We start from the raw sequence: 17,531 nt of genomic DNA on the forward strand, positions 1-17,531 counted from the left end.
AGGGGGACGGGGACCGCGACGGTCAGACGCGCTCGCCGAGGCGGGTCTTGCGGGTGGCGGTGCGTTCGGCCCAGAAGGACAGGAACGGCACGGTCCCGGCCAGCACGGTGACCAGGAAGCCCTTGATGCTCCACTTCGCCCGCAGCGCCAGGTCCACCGTGGCCAGGAAGAACAGGCCGTACAGCCAGCCGTGCGCCGTCCCCAGCACCGCCACGGGGGCGTCGATGCCACCCAGGTGCTTGAGGGGGACCGCGACGACGACGAGCGCGATGAGGAGCACGCCGACGACGTTCGCCATCACGCGGTAGCGGGTCAGCGCCGTCGGCACGTCGCGCCCGGCGGCCCGCGTGGGCTGCTCAACGGCCACTGCTGCTCCTCTGTCCCAGCGCCTTCTCGTTGAGCTCGGCGAGGTAGGCGTTGTAGGCGGCGAGCTCGGGGTCGCCCGTGGTGTCGATGCGCGGGCGCTGGTAGAGCACGACGGCGTTGCCGGGCCGGTCGGCGTCCGGGTCGCGGCGCAGCTCGTCGCGCACCATCCGCAGGTAGAACCACAGGCCCATGAAGCCGTACAGCGGCCACTGGAGCGCGTAGCTCCAGTTGACCGCCCCGCCGCCGTTCTCGGCCTTGCTGAGCTGCCAGTAGCCGAGGAAGAAGGTGGCGACGAACAGTGCGGCCACGAGCAGGTGCAGGAGCACCCACTTCGGGGTCAGCAGCCGGGTGTACACGCCCACGACTCTAACCGTCGTCCCGGCGCGGCCCGGCGCCCGAGCGGTCCCGACCCGGGGCGATCCGGTCACATCCCCCGTGCCGACGGCGCACCCGGCCGACGCGACGCCGTCGCGACCCGCCGCAACCGTCTCCGGTGGTCGGCCCCGCAGGCGGGTCGGCTAGTCTCGGCCCACACTGTGAACGGCGCGGTCTGACCGTGCCGGACACCGGTGGAGGACCCGCTGGAAGGACCGCCCGGGAGCCGGGCGGAGGACGAGGAGGCAGCGAGCAGTGGCTCGAGGCAGCAGGCTCGCGCGGCTGGCCGCGCTCGGTCTCCTGGGGGTACTCACCCTCACCGGATGCGAGATGCCGAACAACGAGTTCTGGCGGTTCGGCTGGCCGGAGGGCATCACCGAACAGGCCACGGAGATGCGTCAGCTGTGGACCGGGTCGGTCATCGCCGCCCTGATCGTCGGCATCATCGTGTGGTCGCTGATCGGCTACTCGGTGGTGCGGCACCGCAAGCGGGGTGACGAGCTGCCGCGGCAGACGGCCTACAACCTGCCGCTGGAGATCGGTCTCACGGTCCTTCCGTTCATCATCATCGCCGGCCTGTTCTTCTTCACCGTGGTGACGCAGAACAAGGTCATGGAGCGCAGCGCGGACCCCGACGAGACCATCGAGGTCAACGCCTTCAAGTGGAACTGGGAGTTCGTCTACCCGGAGACCGAGGGGCAGGACGGCCAGCCGGTCAGCACCGTCGGCACGAGCACGGACATCCCGATCCTCGTGGTCCCCACGGAGCGGACCATCCGCTTCCAGGTCGTCTCCGCGGACGTCATCCACTCGTTCTGGGTGCCGGAGTTCCTCTTCAAGCTCGACGTGATCCCGGGCAACGAGAACGGCCGGGACAACGTCTTCGAGGTGACCGTCCAGAAGGAAGGTGCCTACGTCGGCCGCTGCGCCGAGCTGTGCGGGACCTACCACGCGTACATGAACTTCGAGGTCCGCGCCGTCTCCGGCGAGGACTACGACGCCTACCTCGCTGCGCGCGAGGAGGGCCTGAACACCTACGACGCGCTCGAGTCGATCGGGCAGCCCGGCGAGGCCGGCACCACGACCCCGCTGGACCTGGCGCAGAACAAGAACGCCGACCAGCAGCGGTCCGCTGGTGACTGACGCTCCCGTTCCCAGCACCGGCACCACGTACGAGGAGGCACGGCCGTGAAGGTCGAGGCGCTGATCTTCAACTTGATCACGGTGTTCTGCATCGTGGCCGCGATCGTCTACGGCGTGTGGGCCGGTGAGCCGATCGGCACGACGGCGCTCGCGCTCTCCGGCGGGCTCACCGGGCTCATCGGTGGGTTCTTCTGGTTCGTCTCGCGGCGCATCGACGCCCGCCCGGAGGACCGGAAGGACGCCGACATCGCCGAGGGCGCCGGGGAGCTGGGCTTCTTCCCGCCGGCCAGCTACTGGCCGATCACGCTGGCGCTGTCTGCCGCCCTGATGGGCCTGGCGCTGGCCTTCTGGTACGCCTGGCTCATCCTGATCGCCGGCTTCGCGCTGATCATCAGCGTCGGCGGTCTGCTCTTCGAGTACTACGTGGGGCAGAACGCCCAGCAGAGCTGACCTGTTCGACCGCTCGACGAGGGCCCCTCCCGCCACCCCGCAGGAGGGGTCCTCGTCGTTCCCGGTGCCGCTGGTCCGCGCGAGCGGCGGCTCAGGGCCGGCGGCGGTAGTGGTAGCGGTGGTGCTCGATGAAGCCGGCGCGGCGGTAGAGCGCGCGGGCGGCGGTGTTGCCGGCCGTCACCTGCAGGTAGACCTCGTGCGCGCCCCGGGCGGCCGCCCAGTGCACGAGGGCGCCCATGACGGCGGTGGCGAGCCCCTGGCGCCGGTACCGCTCGTCGACGTCGAGAGCGGTCACGCCGAGCCGGCCGTCGACGAGCGCTCCCCGCGCGATGGCGACCGGTTCCGCTGACGTGGGACCCGGGCGCGCCGAGGCGAAGACGAGCTCCTCGCCGCGCGTGAGCACCTCGAGTGCTCCCGGGGGGAGCGGGGCGCCGCCGGGGCGGTACCGGGCGAGCCAGGAGGCGTCAGGGGCCGGTCGCAGATCGATCGGGACCGGCGGGGGAGGGAACCCTGTCACGGGCGCGGTCAGGACGAGCACCGGCTCGTCCCGCTGCCACCCCGCGGTGGCGAAGGCGGCGTCGGCGGGACGGGACTGGACGCCCGGCAGCAGAGCGCAGGGCCGCAGCCCGCGCTCGTCGTACCACCGCTCGACGGCTGCCACCGCTTCCGGGAGCGGACGGCCGGGATCACCGGCCACCAGGGCGGAGTTGGCGCGGCTCGTGAAGCCCTGGGCGGCGCGGAGCAGCCACTCGCCGAGATGGTCCTCCTCGGGAGCTCGCCATCCGCGTGCGGCCAGGCGTTCGAGCCCCACCACGTCCAGCGACGACCGCATCTGTCCCATGCGGTGATCCTCGGGGGTCTCCCCAGCGTGCCTGCCGCGGGGGTGGCCGGTGTGCGGGCCCGCACATGCAGAAGGGCCCCGGTGGAAACCACCGGGGCCCTTCTCCGTCGTGCTCCGCGATCAGTCGCGCGCGTCCTGCGGGCGCCCACCGTCGGAAGGACGTCCGCCGTCCGACGGGCGGCCGGAGGTCGTCAGCTCGCGCGACGCCTCACCGGCCGCCAGGCCGCGCCCCTCGCCCCGCTGCTCGAGCTCGACCGCGGACGGCTGCTCGATGGGGGAGAAGAAGCCCCGGATCGCCCGGCGGGCTCCGCCGACGTGGTTCATCCGCTTCGGGACCGGAGCGCCACCGTAGGCGAGCTGGCCGTGGCCGTGCTCGTCCACCGGGCCGAGGGGCTGGTGCACCTCGATGAACTCACCATGGGGCAGGCGCCGGATGACACCGGTCTCGATGCCGTGCTCGAGCACCTCGCGGTCGTGCTGCTGGAGGCCCAGGCAGATCCGGTACGTGATCGTGTACACGATCGGCGGGAGGACGATGACGCCGATCCGCCCGATCCAGGTCATGGCGTTGAGGCTGATGTCGAACTTGTCGGCGATGACGTCGTTGCCGCCGGCCACCATCAGCCAGAAGTAGAACGTCAGGCCCATCATGCCCAGCGAGGTGCGCACCGGGACGTCGCGCGGACGCTGCAGCAGGTGGTGCGACGCCGTGTCCTTGGTGACCTTGCGCTCGATCATCGGGTAGAGCGCGAGGACCGTGAACATCGTGCCGGCCACGACGACCGTCGGCCAGAACAGCGCGGGGATCGTGTAGTCACCGGGGAGGTTGATGTCCCAGGCGGGGAAGATCCGGGTCGAGCCGTCGAGGAAGCCGATGTACCAGTCCGGCTGCGACGCCGCGGAGACCTGCGCCGGGTTGTACGGGCCCCAGAGCCAGACCGGGTTGATCTGCACGAGACCGGCCAGGGCGGTGCAGACGCCGAACACGACCAGCATGAGCCCGGTGGCCTTGCCCGCGAACGTCGGGAAGAGCCGGTTGCCGACCACGTTGTGCTCGGTGCGGCCGGGGCCGGGGAACTGGGTGTGCTTCTGCTTCACCAGGATCAGCAGGTGCACCGCGATCAGCGCGAGCAGGATCGCCGGGAAGATCAGCACGTGGGCGATGTAGAAGCGCCCGATGATCTGCTCGCCGACGTAGTCCCCGTTGAAGATCGCGAAGTGCGCCCACGTGCCGATGACCGGGATGGACAGCAGGATCGCGCTGATGATGCGGAGACCGGTGCCCGACAGCAGGTCGTCGGGCAGCGAGTAGCCCGTGACGCCCATGAGCAGCGACAGCACCAGCATGACCACGCCGATGAGCCAGTTGCTCTCACGCGGCCGGCGGAACGCACCGGTGAAGAAGATGCGGAGCAGGTGCACCACGATCGAGGCGACGAACAGCAGCGCCGCCCAGTGGTGCAGCTGGCGCATGAACAGGCCGCCGCGGACGTCGAAGGACAGGTCGAGCGCGGAGGCGTAGGCGCCCGACATCTCGGTCCCGCGCAACGGGTCGTACTGACCGTCGTACTGGACCTCGATCATCGTGGCGTCGAAGAAGAAGGTCAGGTACGTGCCGGACAGCAGCAGGATGATGAAGCAGTAGAGCGCGATCTCGCCGAGCAGGAACGACCAGTGGTCGGGGAACACCTTGTTCAGCGTGCGGCGCACCGGGCCCGCGACGATGAGGCGGTCGTCCAGTTCGGTCGCGGCCTTACCGAGCCGCGAGGTCGGCGCCCCCGGCGCAGTGGCGGTAGCAGCCATCAGATGCGCTCCCGGTTCCAGTAGGTGGGGCCCACGGCCTCAATGTAGTCGCTGCGGGCGACGAAGTAGCCCTCGTCGTCGACATCGAGCGGGAGCTGCGGCAGCGAGCGGGTGGCCGGGCCGAAGACCGGCTTGGCGCCCTGCGTGACGTCGAACTGCGACTGGTGGCAGGGGCAGAGGATCCGGCTGGTCTCCTGCTCGTACAGCGACACCGGGCAACCGGCGTGCGTGCAGATCTTGGAGTAGGCGACGTAGTCGTTGTAGCCGAAGTCGGCCTGGCCCTCGCGCGGCCGGTCCGCGTTGACCTGCTCCGGCCGGAGCCGGATGAGCATCGTCGCCGCGTCGGACTGCCGGTTGCCGCCGGGCACGGCCGGGAAGACCGTCTCGAGCGAACCGGGCTGCTGGTCACCCGGGCGGATCGGGGTGCCGTCGTCGCGGACGAGCCGGACACCCTCGGCCCAGCTGGTGCGGCCCAGGGGGTTGCCCTTGTTCGGGTTCTTGATCAGCCCGCCGAGCGGGGCCAGCAGCATCAGGCCGACTCCGGCGCCCATGAAGCCGAGCGAGCGGGTGAGCAGCTTCCGCCGGGCCAGACCGCTGTTGTGCAGGCCGCCCACCAGCGTGGCGCCGGTGGTGACGCGGTCGAAGTGCGAGCCGTCGTGCTTGTCCTGCACCGCCGTCTCGTGCGGCAGCAGCTTCTTGGTGTACAGCACCAGGCCGATGCCGGCGAGGGCGAAGGCCAGACCCATGAAGAGGCCGAGAAGCGGCGTGAACAGGGCGCTCCAGGTGGTGCCCTCGCGCGCCCACGCCCACTCGGGGAGGAACCAGCCCGACCCGACGTAGACGACGAGGAAGAGGAACGCCGAGATGCCGGCCGCGGCGAAGGTCCAGCCGACCTGGCGGACGGCGCGCTTCTCCATCCGGGACCCGGGCTCCGGGCCGGGGTCGACGTGGAGGATCTCCACGCCGTCGTACCGGGCACCGAGGATGTCGAGCTCCTCGCGGCTCATCGCCGCGAGCTGCTCGGGGGTGTAGTCCTCGTCCGGGCCGCCGTGCAGGGGACCCGGGGTGTCCGCGCCGCCGGCCGAACCGGGGCGGGTGTCGTGCGTGGTCACGCCTTGCTCCCCATCCAGAAGATTCCGAACATCAGCACGCTGATGCCGACCACCCAGACGACCAGGCCCTCGGCGACCGGGCCGATGCGGCCCACGCCGGCGCCGCCGGGGTCGGCCTGGAACTTGACGGTCTGGACGTAGTTGATGATCGAGCGCTTCTCGTCGGGGGTCAGCTGGTTGTCACCGAAGACCGGCATGTTCTCCGGTCCGGTCAGCATCGCCGCGTAGAGCTCGGTGTCGCTGGTGTCCTTGAGGCTCGGCGCGGCCTTGCCGGAGGAGAGCGCGCCGCCCTCGCCGACGAAGTTGTGGCAGGAGGCGCAGTTGAGCCGGAACAGCTCGCCACCCTCGGCCAGGTCGCCGTCGCGCAGGTCGCCGGAGGGCAGCGTCGGGCCGCCGCCGTTGGCCTGCACGTAGGCCATCAGCTGGTCGATCTCCTCGTCGGAGAAGATCGTCGGCTTGTCGGGGGCGTCGGCCTCCTGGCGCACCAGCGGCATGCGGCCGGTGTGCACCTGGAAGTAGACGGCGGCCTCGCCGACACCGATCAGGGACGGGCCGCGGTTGGGCTCGCCCTCGAGGTTCTCGCCGTGGCAGGTGATGCAGCTGCGCTCGTACAGCTCCCGGCCCGCCGCCTCCGCGGCGGACTCGGAGGTGGTGTCGTCGGCGGCCTGCGCCGGCGCGAACACCGAGTAGAGCGAGCCGGTCAGCACCAGCGAGGCCATCAGGCCGGCGACGTTGGCGACGCGGCGGCGCTGCTTGGACCGGCGGCGGACGCGGGCCCGGTCGACCGGGCTGCTCACGGCCTCGGTCGGGGCGTCGGAGTGCGGGTTCGTGGTGGACACCGGTTCCCTAGCGGATCAGGTAGATCGTGGCGAAGAGCCCGACCCACACGACGTCGACGAAGTGCCAGTAGTAGGAGACCACGATCGCGGCGGTCGCCTGTGCCGGCGTGAAGCGGCCCATGGTGGACCTGATGAGCACGAAGACGAAGGCCACGAGCCCACCGATGACGTGCAGGGCGTGGAAGCCCGTCGTCAGGTAGAAGACCGAGCCGTACGTCGACGAGGAGATCGTCGTGTCGTGCTCGGTCACCAGCACGCGGTACTCGTTCGCCTGCGCGAGCACGAAGACCAGGCCCATCACGAAGGTGATCGTGAACCAGCGCCGGAGGCCGTAGACGTTGCCGTTCTCCGCCGCGAAGACACCGAACTGGCAGGTCACCGAGGAGAGCACCAGGATGACCGTGAAGACGGTGGCGTACGGGAGGTTCAGCTCCGTCGGCTCCGGCGGCCACCCCTCGGTGGACCGGGCTCGCGCGGTGAAGTACATGGCGAACAGTCCGGCGAAGAACATCAGCTCGCTCGCGAGCCAGATGATCGTGCCGACGCTGACCATGTTCGGTCGGGTCAGGGAGTGCACCCGCGAGGTGTCGAAGGTGCTGCTCGCGACGGGGGCCGTTGTCACGAGGCTCATCATGGCATCGGCAGGCCCCGGTCACGACTGCGGGTGGCGACGGCGTGGCGCCGATGTGACCAGCTCGATACGGACTTGCAGGTGTTGGCCTGCGGGAACGCCTTCGGGCACTAGGCTCGGCCGCGTGAGTGCCGCCGAGACGTCCGCCGCACCGGCCACCGTGCTGCTCTACAGCCACCGTCCGGAGGTGCGCGACGCCGTCCGCACCGCGGTCGGCCGCCGCCCCGCGGCCGACGTCGGGCCGCTCACCTGGGTGGAGTGCGCCACGGCGGCGGGGGTGGTCGCCGCGGTGGACGCCGGAGGCATCGACCTGTGCGTCCTGGACGGCGAGGCGCAGCCGACCGGCGGACTCGCCCTGACCCGCCAGCTCGAGGTCGAGGTGGCCGACCGGCCGGCCGTCTGCATCCTCATCGCCCGCCAGCCCGACCGGTGGCTGGCGCACTGGTCGCGCGCCGAGGCCACGCTGGCCCTGCCGGTGGACCCGCTGGTGGCCCCGGGGGTCGTCGCGGACCTGCTGCGCAGCGGGACGCGGCGCGCGGTCGTGCGCCCGTGACGGGCGCACCCACCTGGGCGGGGCTGCTCAACCGGTTGCTGGCCGGTGAGGACCTGACCGCGGAGGACACGCGCTGGGCCATGCGCGAGGTGATGACCGGCGAGGCCACGCCCGCCCAGGTCGCCGGCTTCGCCGTGGCCCTGCGGGCCAAGGGGGAGTCGGCCCAGGAGGTGGCGGGCCTGGCGACCGAGATGATCGCCCGGGCCACACCGGTGGACCTGCCCCTGGACTGCGTGGACATCGTCGGCACCGGTGGCGACGGCGCGCACACCGTGAACATCTCCACGATGGCCGCGGTGGTCACCGCCGCGGCCGGCGTGCCGGTGGCCAAGCACGGCAACCGTGCCGCGTCGTCGTCCTCCGGGGCCGCCGACGTGCTCGAAGCGCTCGGCGTGGTCATCGACCTGCCGGCGGACGCCGTCGTCCGCTGCGTCCGGGAGGCGGGGATCGGGTTCTTCTTCGCCCCCGTCTTCCACCCGGGCTACCGGCACACCGCCGCGGCGCGCCGGGAGATGGGCATCGGCACCGTCTTCAACTTCCTCGGTCCGCTGACCAACCCCGCGCGCCCCGTCGCGGCGGCGATCGGCTGCGCGAACGCGCGCATGGCGCCGGTCCTCGCCGAGGTGCTCGCCGAGCGCGGTAGCCGGGCGCTGGTCTTCCGTGGCGACGACGGCCTCGACGAGCTGACCACCGCGACGACGTCGGCGGTCTGGGTGGTCCGCGGCGGCGCGGTGCAGCCCGAGCGGGTCGACCCGTCCGCGCTGGGCATCGACACGCCGGGGCCGGACGCCCTGCGCGGGGGCGACGCACGCGCGAACGCGGAGGTGTTCCGCCGGTTCGTCGACGGCGAGAAGGGGCCGGTGCGCGACGCGGTCCTGCTCAACGCGGCCGCTGCGCTCGTCGCCTTCGACGAGCGGGAGGGTCGGTTGCACGACTCGCTGGCCGCCGGCCTGGAGCGAGCGGCGGCCGCCGTCGACGACGGGCGCGCGGCGGCGTTGCTCGACCGCTGGGTCGAGGTGAGCCGGGCGGCGTCGACGCCGCGCTAGTCGGCGGACTCGAAGCCGATGGAGAAGGCCGACTCCAGGTCGTGCCGGGAGTAGGCGCGGAAGGCGATGTGCGTCTCGGTCTCCAGCACGCCGGGCACCTTGTTGATGTGCCCGGCGATGACCTCGGCGATCTGCTCGAACTCCCGGACCCGGACGACGGCGATCAGGTCGACCTCGCCGGCCGTGGAGTAGACCTCGCTGACGCCGTCGAGGTCGGCGATCGCGCCCGCCACCTCGGGGATCGAGTCCGTGGCGGCGTCGATCATGACGATGGCGGTGATCACGCCGGGGATGCTATCCGCTCGGGGCGCGCCCGGGTCCCCAGCGACCGGCCGTCGGCGAAGGGGTCCCGTTGGGTGTGGCCGGCCTCGACCCGGTCGAGGAAGCCGCTGTAGGCACCCGTCCCCGGCGCCGGGCTGGCGAGCGTGCCGGTGAGCTGGACGAGCCGGGTGCCGGGCTTCTCCAGCCAGCGCAGCACGAGCTCGGTCTCGTCGACCGACGTCGTCGGCGCGCCGTCTGTCCCGGGCAGGGTCTCCGCCGTCATCAGCAGGCCGGGCAGGACGCTGCGGACCGTCGTCCCGCGGGGGGCCGTTCCGGCCGAGACGAGCCTGCCGTGGCGGACGACGGAGAGCTCCCAGCCCCCGGAACCGTCGGGGCGCGCGAGCACCAGCTCCGGGACGGCCGCCAGCGACTCCAGGCGCTGCCGGCGGCGGACGGCGCGGACGAGGACGGCGATCCGGTCGCGCAGGACCGCGGCGTCCTCGTAGCGCTCCTCCGCCGCCAGCCGGTCGACCCGGTCGAGGAGCGGGGCCATCAGCGGGCGGGGGTCGTGGCTGACGGCCGCGGCGAAGACGGCGGCGATGTCGGCGTACTCGATCACCGACTGCGCGCCGGTGCACGGGGCACCGCACCGGCCCATGCCGGCGAGCACGCAGTCGCCCACGGGCGTGCGGGGGGAGAGGCGGGTCGTGCACTGGCGCAGCGGGAGCGCCTCGTGCACGGCGGCCACGGCGGCGTCCGCCGCTCTCCGGTCGGGGAAGGGGCCGAGGAAGACGCCGGCGTCGGGGCGGACGCGGCGCACCACGGAGAGTCGGGGGAAGGGCTCCTCGGTGAGCCGTACCCACAGGGCCCGCTCCGGGAAGCGGGACCGGCGGTTGTACCTCGGCTTGTGCTCGGCGATCAGCCGGAGCTCCCGCACCGCGGCCTCCAGCGTGTGGGCGCAGGAGATGGTGTCGACCCGCTGGGCCAGACCGACCATCTCGGTGATCCGGCTGCGCTGCTCGCTGGAGGAGAAGTAGCTGCGCACCCGGCTGCGCAGGTCGCCGGAGGTGCCGACGTACAGCGGCTCGTCCCGCGGTCCCCGGAAGAGGTACACGCCCGGCCCGGACGGGACCCCGTCGGCCAGGTGCCGCTTCTTCCGCCGTTCCGGGTCGATCTGCCGGGTGATCCCGGTGAGCTCCTCGAGGGTGGTGACGCCCAGCGGGCCCAACCGCTCGAAGAGGCCGTGCAGCACGTCGACCGTGGCGCGCGCGTCGTCCAGCGCCCGGTGCGTGGGGGAGGTGGAGGCGGAGAAGAAGGGTGCCAGCGTGCCCAGCTTGCAGTTGGGCACCTCGTCGCGGCTCAGCAGGCGCCGGGCGAGGACGGCGGTGTCGACCGAGGCCGGTCCCGGCCACGGGATCCCGCTGCCGGCGCACGCGGCCTTGAGGAAGCCGAGGTCGAACGGGGCGTTGTGCGCGACGAGCACCGCCCCGTGGGCGAACTCGAGGAATGCCGGCAGGACGGCGTCGATGCGCGGCGCGGTGGCGACCATCATCGAGGTGATGCCGGTGAGCACGCTGATGTAGGGCGGGATCTCGTGGCCGGGGTCGACCAGGGTCTGGAACTCGCCGAGGACCTGCCCGCCGCGGACCTTGACGGCCCCGATCTCGGTGATCGCGCTGTCCTTCGGCGACCCGCCGCTGGTCTCCAGGTCGACGACCACGAACGTGACCTGGGACAGCGGAGTGCCCAGCTCCTCGATCGAGACCTGCTGGTAGCCGAGCGCGGCGGAGGAGGGTGGCACGCGGCGGACGCTAGGTCGGGGTGCTGACACTCCGGGGGACGCGCGCCGGGCCCGGCGTCCCCCGTCTGGGGTGTCCGTCGCCGGACCACGCGTCCCCGTCTGGCACGCGCCGCGCGGGCAGGACACCATTCGTGCTGGTGACGGCCCTGCACCGGGGGAGCCGTCCGACAGCGAAGGTGGTCCCATGCCCGCGCTCCCCTCCGTCCGACTGCGCCACCGCGTCCTGGTGCCCGCGGTGGCGGCGCTGGCGCTCGCGGTAGGGCCGGCGACGGCGGTGGCCGCGCCGAGCGACCAGCCCGGTGGGACCACCGGGGTGCTGGACAGCCGCGACCTCGACCGGCTGCAGCAGCGGGCCGCCGAGGTGCAGGACGACCTGCGGGCCCAGCAGGACGAGGTGGTCGCTGCCCGCGAGGAGCTGGCCGGGGCTCAGCGCGCGGTGGAGGCGGCACGAGCGGTCCTCGCGGACAAGCAGGGCGAGCTCGCCGTGCACCAGCGGGCGGTCGCCGACTACGCGGCCGCGGTCTACCGCGACGGGGGAGGGCTGACCCGGCTGACGTTGCTGCTGGACAGCGGGGACCCCGCCGACGTGCTCTCCGCGATGGGCTTCCTCGAGGCGGTGGACTCCCACGCCGCCGAGGTGATCGGCGTCGCCGAGAGGTTCCGGCAGGCCGCCCTGGACGAGCAGCGGCGGGCGCAGGCGGCCCTGGACGACGCGGCGGCCCGGGCCGACGAGGTGGCCGCACGGGTGGCGGAGCTGGAGTCCGCGGCCGACGCGGTGACCGCGGAGCTGGACGACGCCCTGGGCGCGGTCGACGGGCAGCTGGCACGGCTGCAGGCGGAGCAGGTCGACGTCAACCGGCGGACGGCGGAGAACTGGCGCGCCTACGTCGACCAGCTGACGGCGACCGGCCTGGCGTCGACCCCCGCGGACCGGTTGCGCGACCCTGCGCGGGCCCTGCCGGCCGGGTTGGTGCCCGTGGGGGCCTCGGGCGGCGGTGCCCAGCCCGGCGCGGCCCAGAAGCCGGGGCAGCCGAGCTCGACGCTGGTGCTCCCCGCGGAGACGCTGACGGCGGTCAGCGCGGCCATGGAGGCGCTCGGCAAGCCGTACGCGCCGGGTACGGCCGGCCCCGACTCCTGGGACTGCGGCTCCCTGGTGCAGTCGGTGTACGCACGGGCGGGGATCGCGCTCCCGGCCACGCAGGGCGAGCTGTTCGCCACGACGGCACCGGTGGCCGCCGCCGACGTGCTGCCCGGCGACCTGGTGTTCCTGGGCACCGCGGAGGCGGGGCTCGGCCACGTGGGGATCGCGCTGGATCCCCGGACGATGCTCGCCGCCGACGGCCGGGCCGGTGCGGTCGTGGTACGCACCCTGCCCGGGGACCAGGTGGTGGCCGTCGGCCGGCCGAGCCTGCCCGGTCGGGAGGCCGTCGAGGTCCCGGCGCCGACGGCCGGCGCGCTGCGCATGGAGTGCGGCAACACCGTCTACCCGCCGAGCTACGACGGCGCTCGGGCGTGGGGCGGCTACCCCAACGGGCTCATCCCACCCAGCGCGATGTGCCCCCTCGGGGTGGCCGGGCACAGCCTGCGCTGCGACGCCGCGGCCGCCTACCGGGCGATGTCGTCCGCGTACGCCGGCGCGTTCGGTGGGCCGATCTGCATCACCGACTCCTACCGCACGTACAGCAGCCAGGTCCGGCTCTACGGCGAGAAGCCGGCGCTGGCCGCCGTTCCGGGGACGAGCAACCACGGCTGGGGGCTGGCCGTCGACCTGTGCGGAGGGATCGACGGGTTCGGGACGCCGCAGTACGCCTGGATGGTGGCGAACGCCGGTCGGTTCGGGTTCCTGCACCCGACCTGGGCCGACCCCGGCAACGGCCGGGAGGAGCCCTGGCACTGGGAGTACGCGGGCACCTGACGGCGGGGACGCAGCGGAATTGTCGGTGGCTCCTCCTAGCGTGCGGAAACGACTCACGGAGGAGAAGAAGCGATGCTCATCGACTGCGACACCTGCACCGCCCGCGGTACCGGCTGCGCCGACTGCGTGGTGACCGTCCTGCTCGGTGCGCCACCGGGATGGCAGGGCGTCGATCCGGTGGTGGTGCCGATGACCGGGCGACCGCGCAGCGGCCCGGTGGAGATCGCCGCGGAGGACGTCGTCGTGCCTCCGGCCGGCGTCGTCGTGGAGTTCGACGAGGTGGAACGCCGGGCCGTGCGGGCGCTGGCCGACGGCGGTCTGGTACCGCCCCTGCGGCACCGCGACGGCAGCGGAGAAGGCCCGGAGAGCAGGCGTTTCGGCTGATCCGGGTGGGCCGCCGGGAACCGGTGCGCGTGTACACCCGAGCGCCCATAGCACGGCGCAGGCGCGCCCGAGCGGGCGGGAGGTTTGTCACACAGGTATCTGCCGCCTCCGTTTGTCACGGCCACATCACGGTCGTAGGGTCGTCGCCGTCCGGTCGAGCGGTCGTCATCCGCAGAGGGGTGACCTCGTCCGGGCACCGCCTAATCGCCAGACGGCGCGCAGCACGGCGCCCGAGGTGAACCGGGGACCCACCGCAGTCCTGGGGTGAGTTCTCCCGCGGCCGGCTCGCCGGCCCGGGGGATAGGGCCAGTCTTCCCAGCCCGAACCCGTCAGCTAACTCGGTAGGCGGTCGCAGAGGAAGAAACGGAGAGCCGCCGCTCGTGGCGACCCCTCACGCACTGACGCACGCCCGTGGACAGCTCCATACCGATCGCCTGGCCGGATCCGCTCGTGGACGCCGGTTCGGGCCGCTGCGCACGAGCCTGCTGGTCGGCGCCACCGCCGCCCTGTCCTTCACCGCCCTTCCCGGTACCGCGTCGGCCGCTCCCGGCGACGCGACCACCGCCGACCAGGCCGCCGCCGCGGTGGCCGACGCCAGCCACCAGCTGGAGATCGTCTCCGAGCAGCTCAACGAGGCGCGTGTCGCGCTGCAGAGCCGCCAGGACGCGGTCCGGGCCGCCGACGAAGCGGCCGACGAGGCCGAGCGGCGCCTGGACGCCCTCGACGGGCAGATCCGCCAGCTCGCCCGCAGCGCCTACACCGGCTCGAGCGCCTCCCGCTTCGACGTGCTGCTCACCAGCGACTCCGCCGACGACGTGGTCTCCTCGCTGGGCACGCTCGACGCCATCGCCGGCCACACCAACGAGGTGCTGGCCGAGGTGTCGGTCGCGGCCGAGGACGCCGAGCAGTCGCGGGAGTCCGCCGACCGTGCGGCGGACGAGGCGCAGAAGACCGTCGACGACATCGCGGCGCAGCAGAAGGACCTCGAGTCGAAGATCGCCGACTACCAGCGCCAGTACGACGCGCTCTCCGCGCCGCAGCGGGCCCAGGTCGCCCGGGCGCGCGGTGGCGTCGACGTCGCGAAGCCCAGCGGGGTGATCGCGCCGAGCGCCGCGGCGCAGAAGGCCGTGGACACCGCGCTGGCGCAAGTGGGCGACCCCTACGTCTGGGGCGCCGGTGGGCCGGACGCGTTCGACTGCTCGGGCCTGACCTCCTACGCCTACGCGGCGGCCGGCGTGAGCCTGCCGCACTCGAGCAAGTCGCAGTCGCAGATGGGCATGCCCGTCTCGCGTGGCGAGCTGCAGCCCGGCGACCTGGTCTTCTTCTACAGCCCGGTGAGCCACGTGGGCATGTACATCGGCAACGGCCAGATGGTCCACGCCTCCACCTCCGGCCAGCCGGTGAAGGTGGCGAGCCTGGACTCGATGGGCAACTACAACAGCGCCCGCCGCATCGCCGGCTGAGCCGAGGCCGTCGACAGGGCCGGTGACCTCCGCGGAGGTCGCCGGCCCTTCGTCGTCCGCGCACCTCCGGGGCCCGTGGCCGCCGCCTTCTAGGATCGCCGGGTGAGTGCAGGAGGTCGGCCCGGGGCTCGCGCCGCGCTCCTCGTCGCGGTCGCGCTCGGGGTGGCCGCGGTCCTCGTGGTGGTGCTCCGGACGCCGTGGGAGCTGCTCCCCGAACCGCCGGGTGGCCACTCGGCACCCGATCCGACCGCCGGGCTCCCCGCCGCGCAGCTGGCCCGCGCCGAGGCCTTCGCCGATGCGCTGCGCCCCGCGTCGCTGCTCTCCCTCGGGCTGGGCCTGGTCGTCTCGGCGGTGCTCGGTCTGACCCCGGCCGGGAGCCGGCTGGTGCGTGCCGTGGGCGTGCCCTTCGGCGGCCGGTGGTGGGTGCAGGTGCTGCTCGGCGTCCCGGCCCTGCTCGTCGTGGGCCGGCTGGTGACGCTGCCCGTGTCGGCCTACGCCGAGACCGTCCGGCACCGGTACGGGCTCTCGACGCGCGGCTGGGGTCTGTGGCTGCGCGACGTCGTCGTCTCGGTGGCCATCAGCGCCGCGCTGACCACCGTTGCGTTGCTCGGCCTGCTGTGGCTGGTCCGGCGGGCTCCGCGCACCTGGTGGGCCTGGGCGGGGCTGGCCGCCGTGGGGACGGTGGTCGTCGGCTCGTTCCTCTACCCGGTGGTCATCGAGCCGGCGTTCAACCGCTTCGAGCCGCTGCCCGCCGGCGAGCTGCGCACCGACCTGCTCGCCCTCGCGGAGGAGAACGGCACCCCGGTGCAGGACGTCCTGGTCTCCGATGCGTCGCGACGGACCACGGCGCTGAACGCCTACGTGTCCGGATTCGGGTCGACGCGGCGGATCGTCCTCTACGACACGGTGCTGGACCGGCTGCCGGACCGGGAGATCGAGTCGATCGTCGCCCACGAGCTGGGGCACGTGGCCACCGACGACGTGCTGACCGGAACGCTCATGGGAGCGCTCGGCGCCGGTGCGGCCACGGCGCTGGGCGGATGGCTCCTGTCCTGGGCGCCGCTGCTCCGCCGCACGGGAGCGGACTCACCCGGCGACCCCCGCGTCCTCCCGCTCGTGCTGTTCCTCGTCACGATCGGCGGACTCCTGGGGACGCCCGTGCAGAACCTGGTCTCCCGCCAGATCGAGGCGCGGGCCGACCTGCACGCCCTCGACCTCACCGCCGATCCGGAGGCCTTCGTCGACATGCAGCGGCGGCTCTCGACCACGAACCTGGGCGACCCCGACCCGCCCGCCGCCTGGCAGTGGTTCTTCGGCAGCCACCCGACGGCCGCCGAGCGGATCGCCATGGCCGAGGACTGGCAGCGCCTGGAGGGACGCCGGTGAGCCGCACCCTGGTGGTCACGAACGACTTCCCACCCCGGCAGGGGGGCATCCAGACCTTCGTCGCCGCGCTGCTGGAACGCCGGCCCCCCGACTCCCTGGTGGTGCTCGCTTCCGACCACCCCGGTGCCGCCGAGCACGACGCCGCCCTGCCGTACCCGGTCGTCCGGCGGCCCACCGGCATGCTGCTGCCGACCCGGGCCACCGCTCGCGCCGCCGTCGGCCTGGTGGAGCGGTTCGGCTGCGACACCGCGTTCTTCGGTGCCGCAGCCCCGCTCGGACTGCTCGCGCCGACCCTGCGGACCGCGGGTGTCCGGCACCTGGTCGGGGCCACGCACGGGCACGAGACCGGCTGGGTGGCACTTCCCGGCAGCAGGCAGCTGATGCAGCGGATCGCCACGGGGCTCGACGTCGTCACCTACATCAGCGAGTACACCCGGCAACGGCTGGCACCCGCCCTGGCGGGGCGGACCCGGCTGGCCCAGCTCTCACCCGGCGTGGACGTCGACCGCTTCTCGCCGGCCGCCGACGGCACGCCGGTACGCGAGCGCTGGGGGCTGGGGGACGCGCCGGTCGTCGTGTGCGTGTCCCGGCTCGTCGCCCGCAAGGGCCAGGACGTCCTGGTCCAGGCGTGGCCGAGGGTCCTCGCCTGCCATCCCGACGCGCGCCTCCTGCTGGTCGGCGGTGGTCCGGACGAGGGCAGGCTCCGCCGCTCGGTGGCCGACGGCGGGCTGGGGGAGAGCGTCGTCCTGACCGGTGCGGTCGATGCCGGCGACCTGGCCGCCCACTATGCCGCCGGCGACGTCTTCGCGATGCCGTGCCGCACCCGCCGCGGCGGTCTCGACGTCGAGGGGCTCGGCATGGTGTTCCTCGAGGCAGCGGCCTGCGGGCGCCCGGTCGTGGCCGGCACCTCCGGCGGGGCGCCGGAGGCGGTGCAGGAGGGCGTCACGGGCCACGTCGTGGACCCGCGGTCACCGGCGGCGGTGGCCGGGGCGCTGATCGGCCTCCTCGACGACCCGGAGCGCGCCCGCACCATGGGTGCCGCCGGCCGCGCGTGGGTCGAGCAGCGGTGGTCGTGGACGTCGATCGCGGGCACGTTCGCCGACCTGCTCGAGAAGCACTGAGCCCCGCCCCGCGGGTCGCGGGACGGGGCTCGGTGCGGGTT

18 protein-coding genes and 1 riboswitch are annotated in these 17,531 nt (G+C 73.2%); of the genes, 9 read left to right on the top strand and 9 right to left on the bottom strand.

Translation table 11 applies throughout. From position 1 onward, the window contains the following. Window positions 1-22: 22 nt before the first annotated feature. Window positions 23-367 carry a DUF3817 domain-containing protein gene (locus DQ237_RS13535; protein ID WP_240619620.1) on the bottom strand — a complete coding sequence of 115 codons (345 nt, stop codon included), beginning with the start codon at window positions 365-367 and terminating at the stop codon, window positions 23-25. Next, complete coding sequence (locus DQ237_RS13540; RefSeq protein WP_113800802.1) at window positions 357-722, bottom strand: metalloprotease; 366 nt, start codon at window positions 720-722, stop codon at window positions 357-359. The genes DQ237_RS13535 and DQ237_RS13540 overlap by 11 nt, the downstream gene beginning before the upstream one ends. Before the next feature lie 274 nt (window positions 723-996). Between DQ237_RS13540 and coxB the strand changes: the two genes are divergently transcribed. Then, entirely contained in the window at window positions 997-1,884 is an 888-nt protein-coding gene (gene coxB / locus DQ237_RS13545) for a cytochrome c oxidase subunit II (protein ID WP_113800662.1), read from the top strand. A gap of 45 nt (window positions 1,885-1,929) precedes the next feature. Next, window positions 1,930-2,334: a cytochrome c oxidase subunit 4 gene (locus tag DQ237_RS13550; RefSeq protein WP_113800663.1), complete on the top strand. Its 405-nt coding sequence runs from the start codon at window positions 1,930-1,932 to the stop codon at window positions 2,332-2,334. Between the two features lie 91 nt (window positions 2,335-2,425). Here the strand turns inward: DQ237_RS13550 and DQ237_RS13555 are convergent, their stop codons facing one another. From DQ237_RS13555 to DQ237_RS13575, 5 genes are all read right to left on the bottom strand, one after another. Further along, entirely contained in the window at window positions 2,426-3,175 is a 750-nt protein-coding gene (locus tag DQ237_RS13555) for a GNAT family N-acetyltransferase (RefSeq protein ID WP_113800664.1), read from the bottom strand. 120 nt (window positions 3,176-3,295) lie between these two features. After that, complete coding sequence (locus DQ237_RS13560; protein ID WP_113800665.1) at window positions 3,296-4,978, bottom strand: cytochrome bc complex cytochrome b subunit; 1,683 nt, start codon at window positions 4,976-4,978, stop codon at window positions 3,296-3,298. After that, on the bottom strand, window positions 4,978-6,090 hold the full coding sequence (locus DQ237_RS13565; protein ID WP_113800666.1) for a ubiquinol-cytochrome c reductase iron-sulfur subunit: 1,113 nt from the start codon (window positions 6,088-6,090) through the stop codon (window positions 4,978-4,980). Before DQ237_RS13565 ends, DQ237_RS13560 begins: the two co-directional genes overlap by 1 nt. Then, on the bottom strand, window positions 6,087-6,929 hold the full coding sequence (locus tag DQ237_RS13570) for a cytochrome c (protein WP_205730213.1): 843 nt from the start codon (window positions 6,927-6,929) through the stop codon (window positions 6,087-6,089). Before DQ237_RS13570 ends, DQ237_RS13565 begins: the two co-directional genes overlap by 4 nt. 7 nt (window positions 6,930-6,936) lie before the next feature. After that, window positions 6,937-7,560: a heme-copper oxidase subunit III gene (locus DQ237_RS13575; RefSeq protein ID WP_205730214.1), complete on the bottom strand. Its 624-nt coding sequence runs from the start codon at window positions 7,558-7,560 to the stop codon at window positions 6,937-6,939. A gap of 124 nt (window positions 7,561-7,684) precedes the next feature. Between DQ237_RS13575 and DQ237_RS13580 the strand changes: the two genes are divergently transcribed. Together DQ237_RS13580 and trpD are read left to right on the top strand one after the other, a co-directional pair. Then, entirely contained in the window at window positions 7,685-8,113 is a 429-nt protein-coding gene (locus tag DQ237_RS13580) for a hypothetical protein (protein WP_113800668.1), read from the top strand. Continuing rightward, window positions 8,110-9,159 (top strand): anthranilate phosphoribosyltransferase, encoded by a 1,050-nt coding sequence (gene trpD, locus DQ237_RS13585; protein ID WP_113800669.1) that lies wholly within the window; start codon window positions 8,110-8,112, stop codon window positions 9,157-9,159. Before DQ237_RS13580 ends, trpD begins: the two co-directional genes overlap by 4 nt. Here trpD and DQ237_RS13590 read toward each other — a convergent pair. Further along, window positions 9,156-9,443, bottom strand: a complete 288-nt coding sequence (locus DQ237_RS13590) for an Lrp/AsnC family transcriptional regulator (RefSeq protein WP_113800670.1) — start codon at window positions 9,441-9,443, stop codon at window positions 9,156-9,158. The two genes, trpD and DQ237_RS13590, sit on opposite strands and share 4 nt — an antisense overlap. Further along, window positions 9,440-11,221, bottom strand: a complete 1,782-nt coding sequence (locus DQ237_RS13595) for a DEDD exonuclease domain-containing protein (protein ID WP_240619621.1) — start codon at window positions 11,219-11,221, stop codon at window positions 9,440-9,442. The genes DQ237_RS13590 and DQ237_RS13595 overlap by 4 nt, the downstream gene beginning before the upstream one ends. A 184-nt stretch (window positions 11,222-11,405) precedes the next feature. Here DQ237_RS13595 and DQ237_RS13600 point away from each other — a divergent pair, with 184 nt between their 5' ends. From DQ237_RS13600 to DQ237_RS13620, 5 genes are all read left to right on the top strand, one after another. Further along, window positions 11,406-13,136: a M15 family metallopeptidase gene (locus tag DQ237_RS13600; protein WP_113800672.1), complete on the top strand. Its 1,731-nt coding sequence runs from the start codon at window positions 11,406-11,408 to the stop codon at window positions 13,134-13,136. A 72-nt stretch (window positions 13,137-13,208) separates the two neighbouring features. Continuing rightward, the gene (locus DQ237_RS13605) at window positions 13,209-13,520 is read left to right on the top strand and encodes a hypothetical protein (protein WP_113800673.1); all 312 of its coding nucleotides are present in this window, start codon (window positions 13,209-13,211) and stop codon (window positions 13,518-13,520) included. Window positions 13,521-13,707: 187 nt separating this feature from the next. Beyond that, window positions 13,708-13,884, top strand: a riboswitch (cyclic di-AMP (ydaO/yuaA leader). Between the two features lie 16 nt (window positions 13,885-13,900). Beyond that, on the top strand, window positions 13,901-14,983 hold the full coding sequence (locus DQ237_RS13610; RefSeq protein WP_113800674.1) for a C40 family peptidase: 1,083 nt from the start codon (window positions 13,901-13,903) through the stop codon (window positions 14,981-14,983). A gap of 102 nt (window positions 14,984-15,085) precedes the next feature. Then, entirely contained in the window at window positions 15,086-16,369 is a 1,284-nt protein-coding gene (locus DQ237_RS13615) for a M48 family metallopeptidase (RefSeq protein ID WP_113800675.1), read from the top strand. Then, window positions 16,366-17,490 carry a glycosyltransferase family 4 protein gene (locus tag DQ237_RS13620; protein WP_113800676.1) on the top strand — a complete coding sequence of 375 codons (1,125 nt, stop codon included), beginning with the start codon at window positions 16,366-16,368 and terminating at the stop codon, window positions 17,488-17,490. Before DQ237_RS13615 ends, DQ237_RS13620 begins: the two co-directional genes overlap by 4 nt. Window positions 17,491-17,531 lie beyond the last annotated feature (41 nt).

Origin of the sequence: Blastococcus sp. TF02-8 (genome assembly GCF_003319175.1) — a bacterium.
Lineage (GTDB): Bacteria > Actinomycetota > Actinomycetes > Mycobacteriales > Geodermatophilaceae > Blastococcus.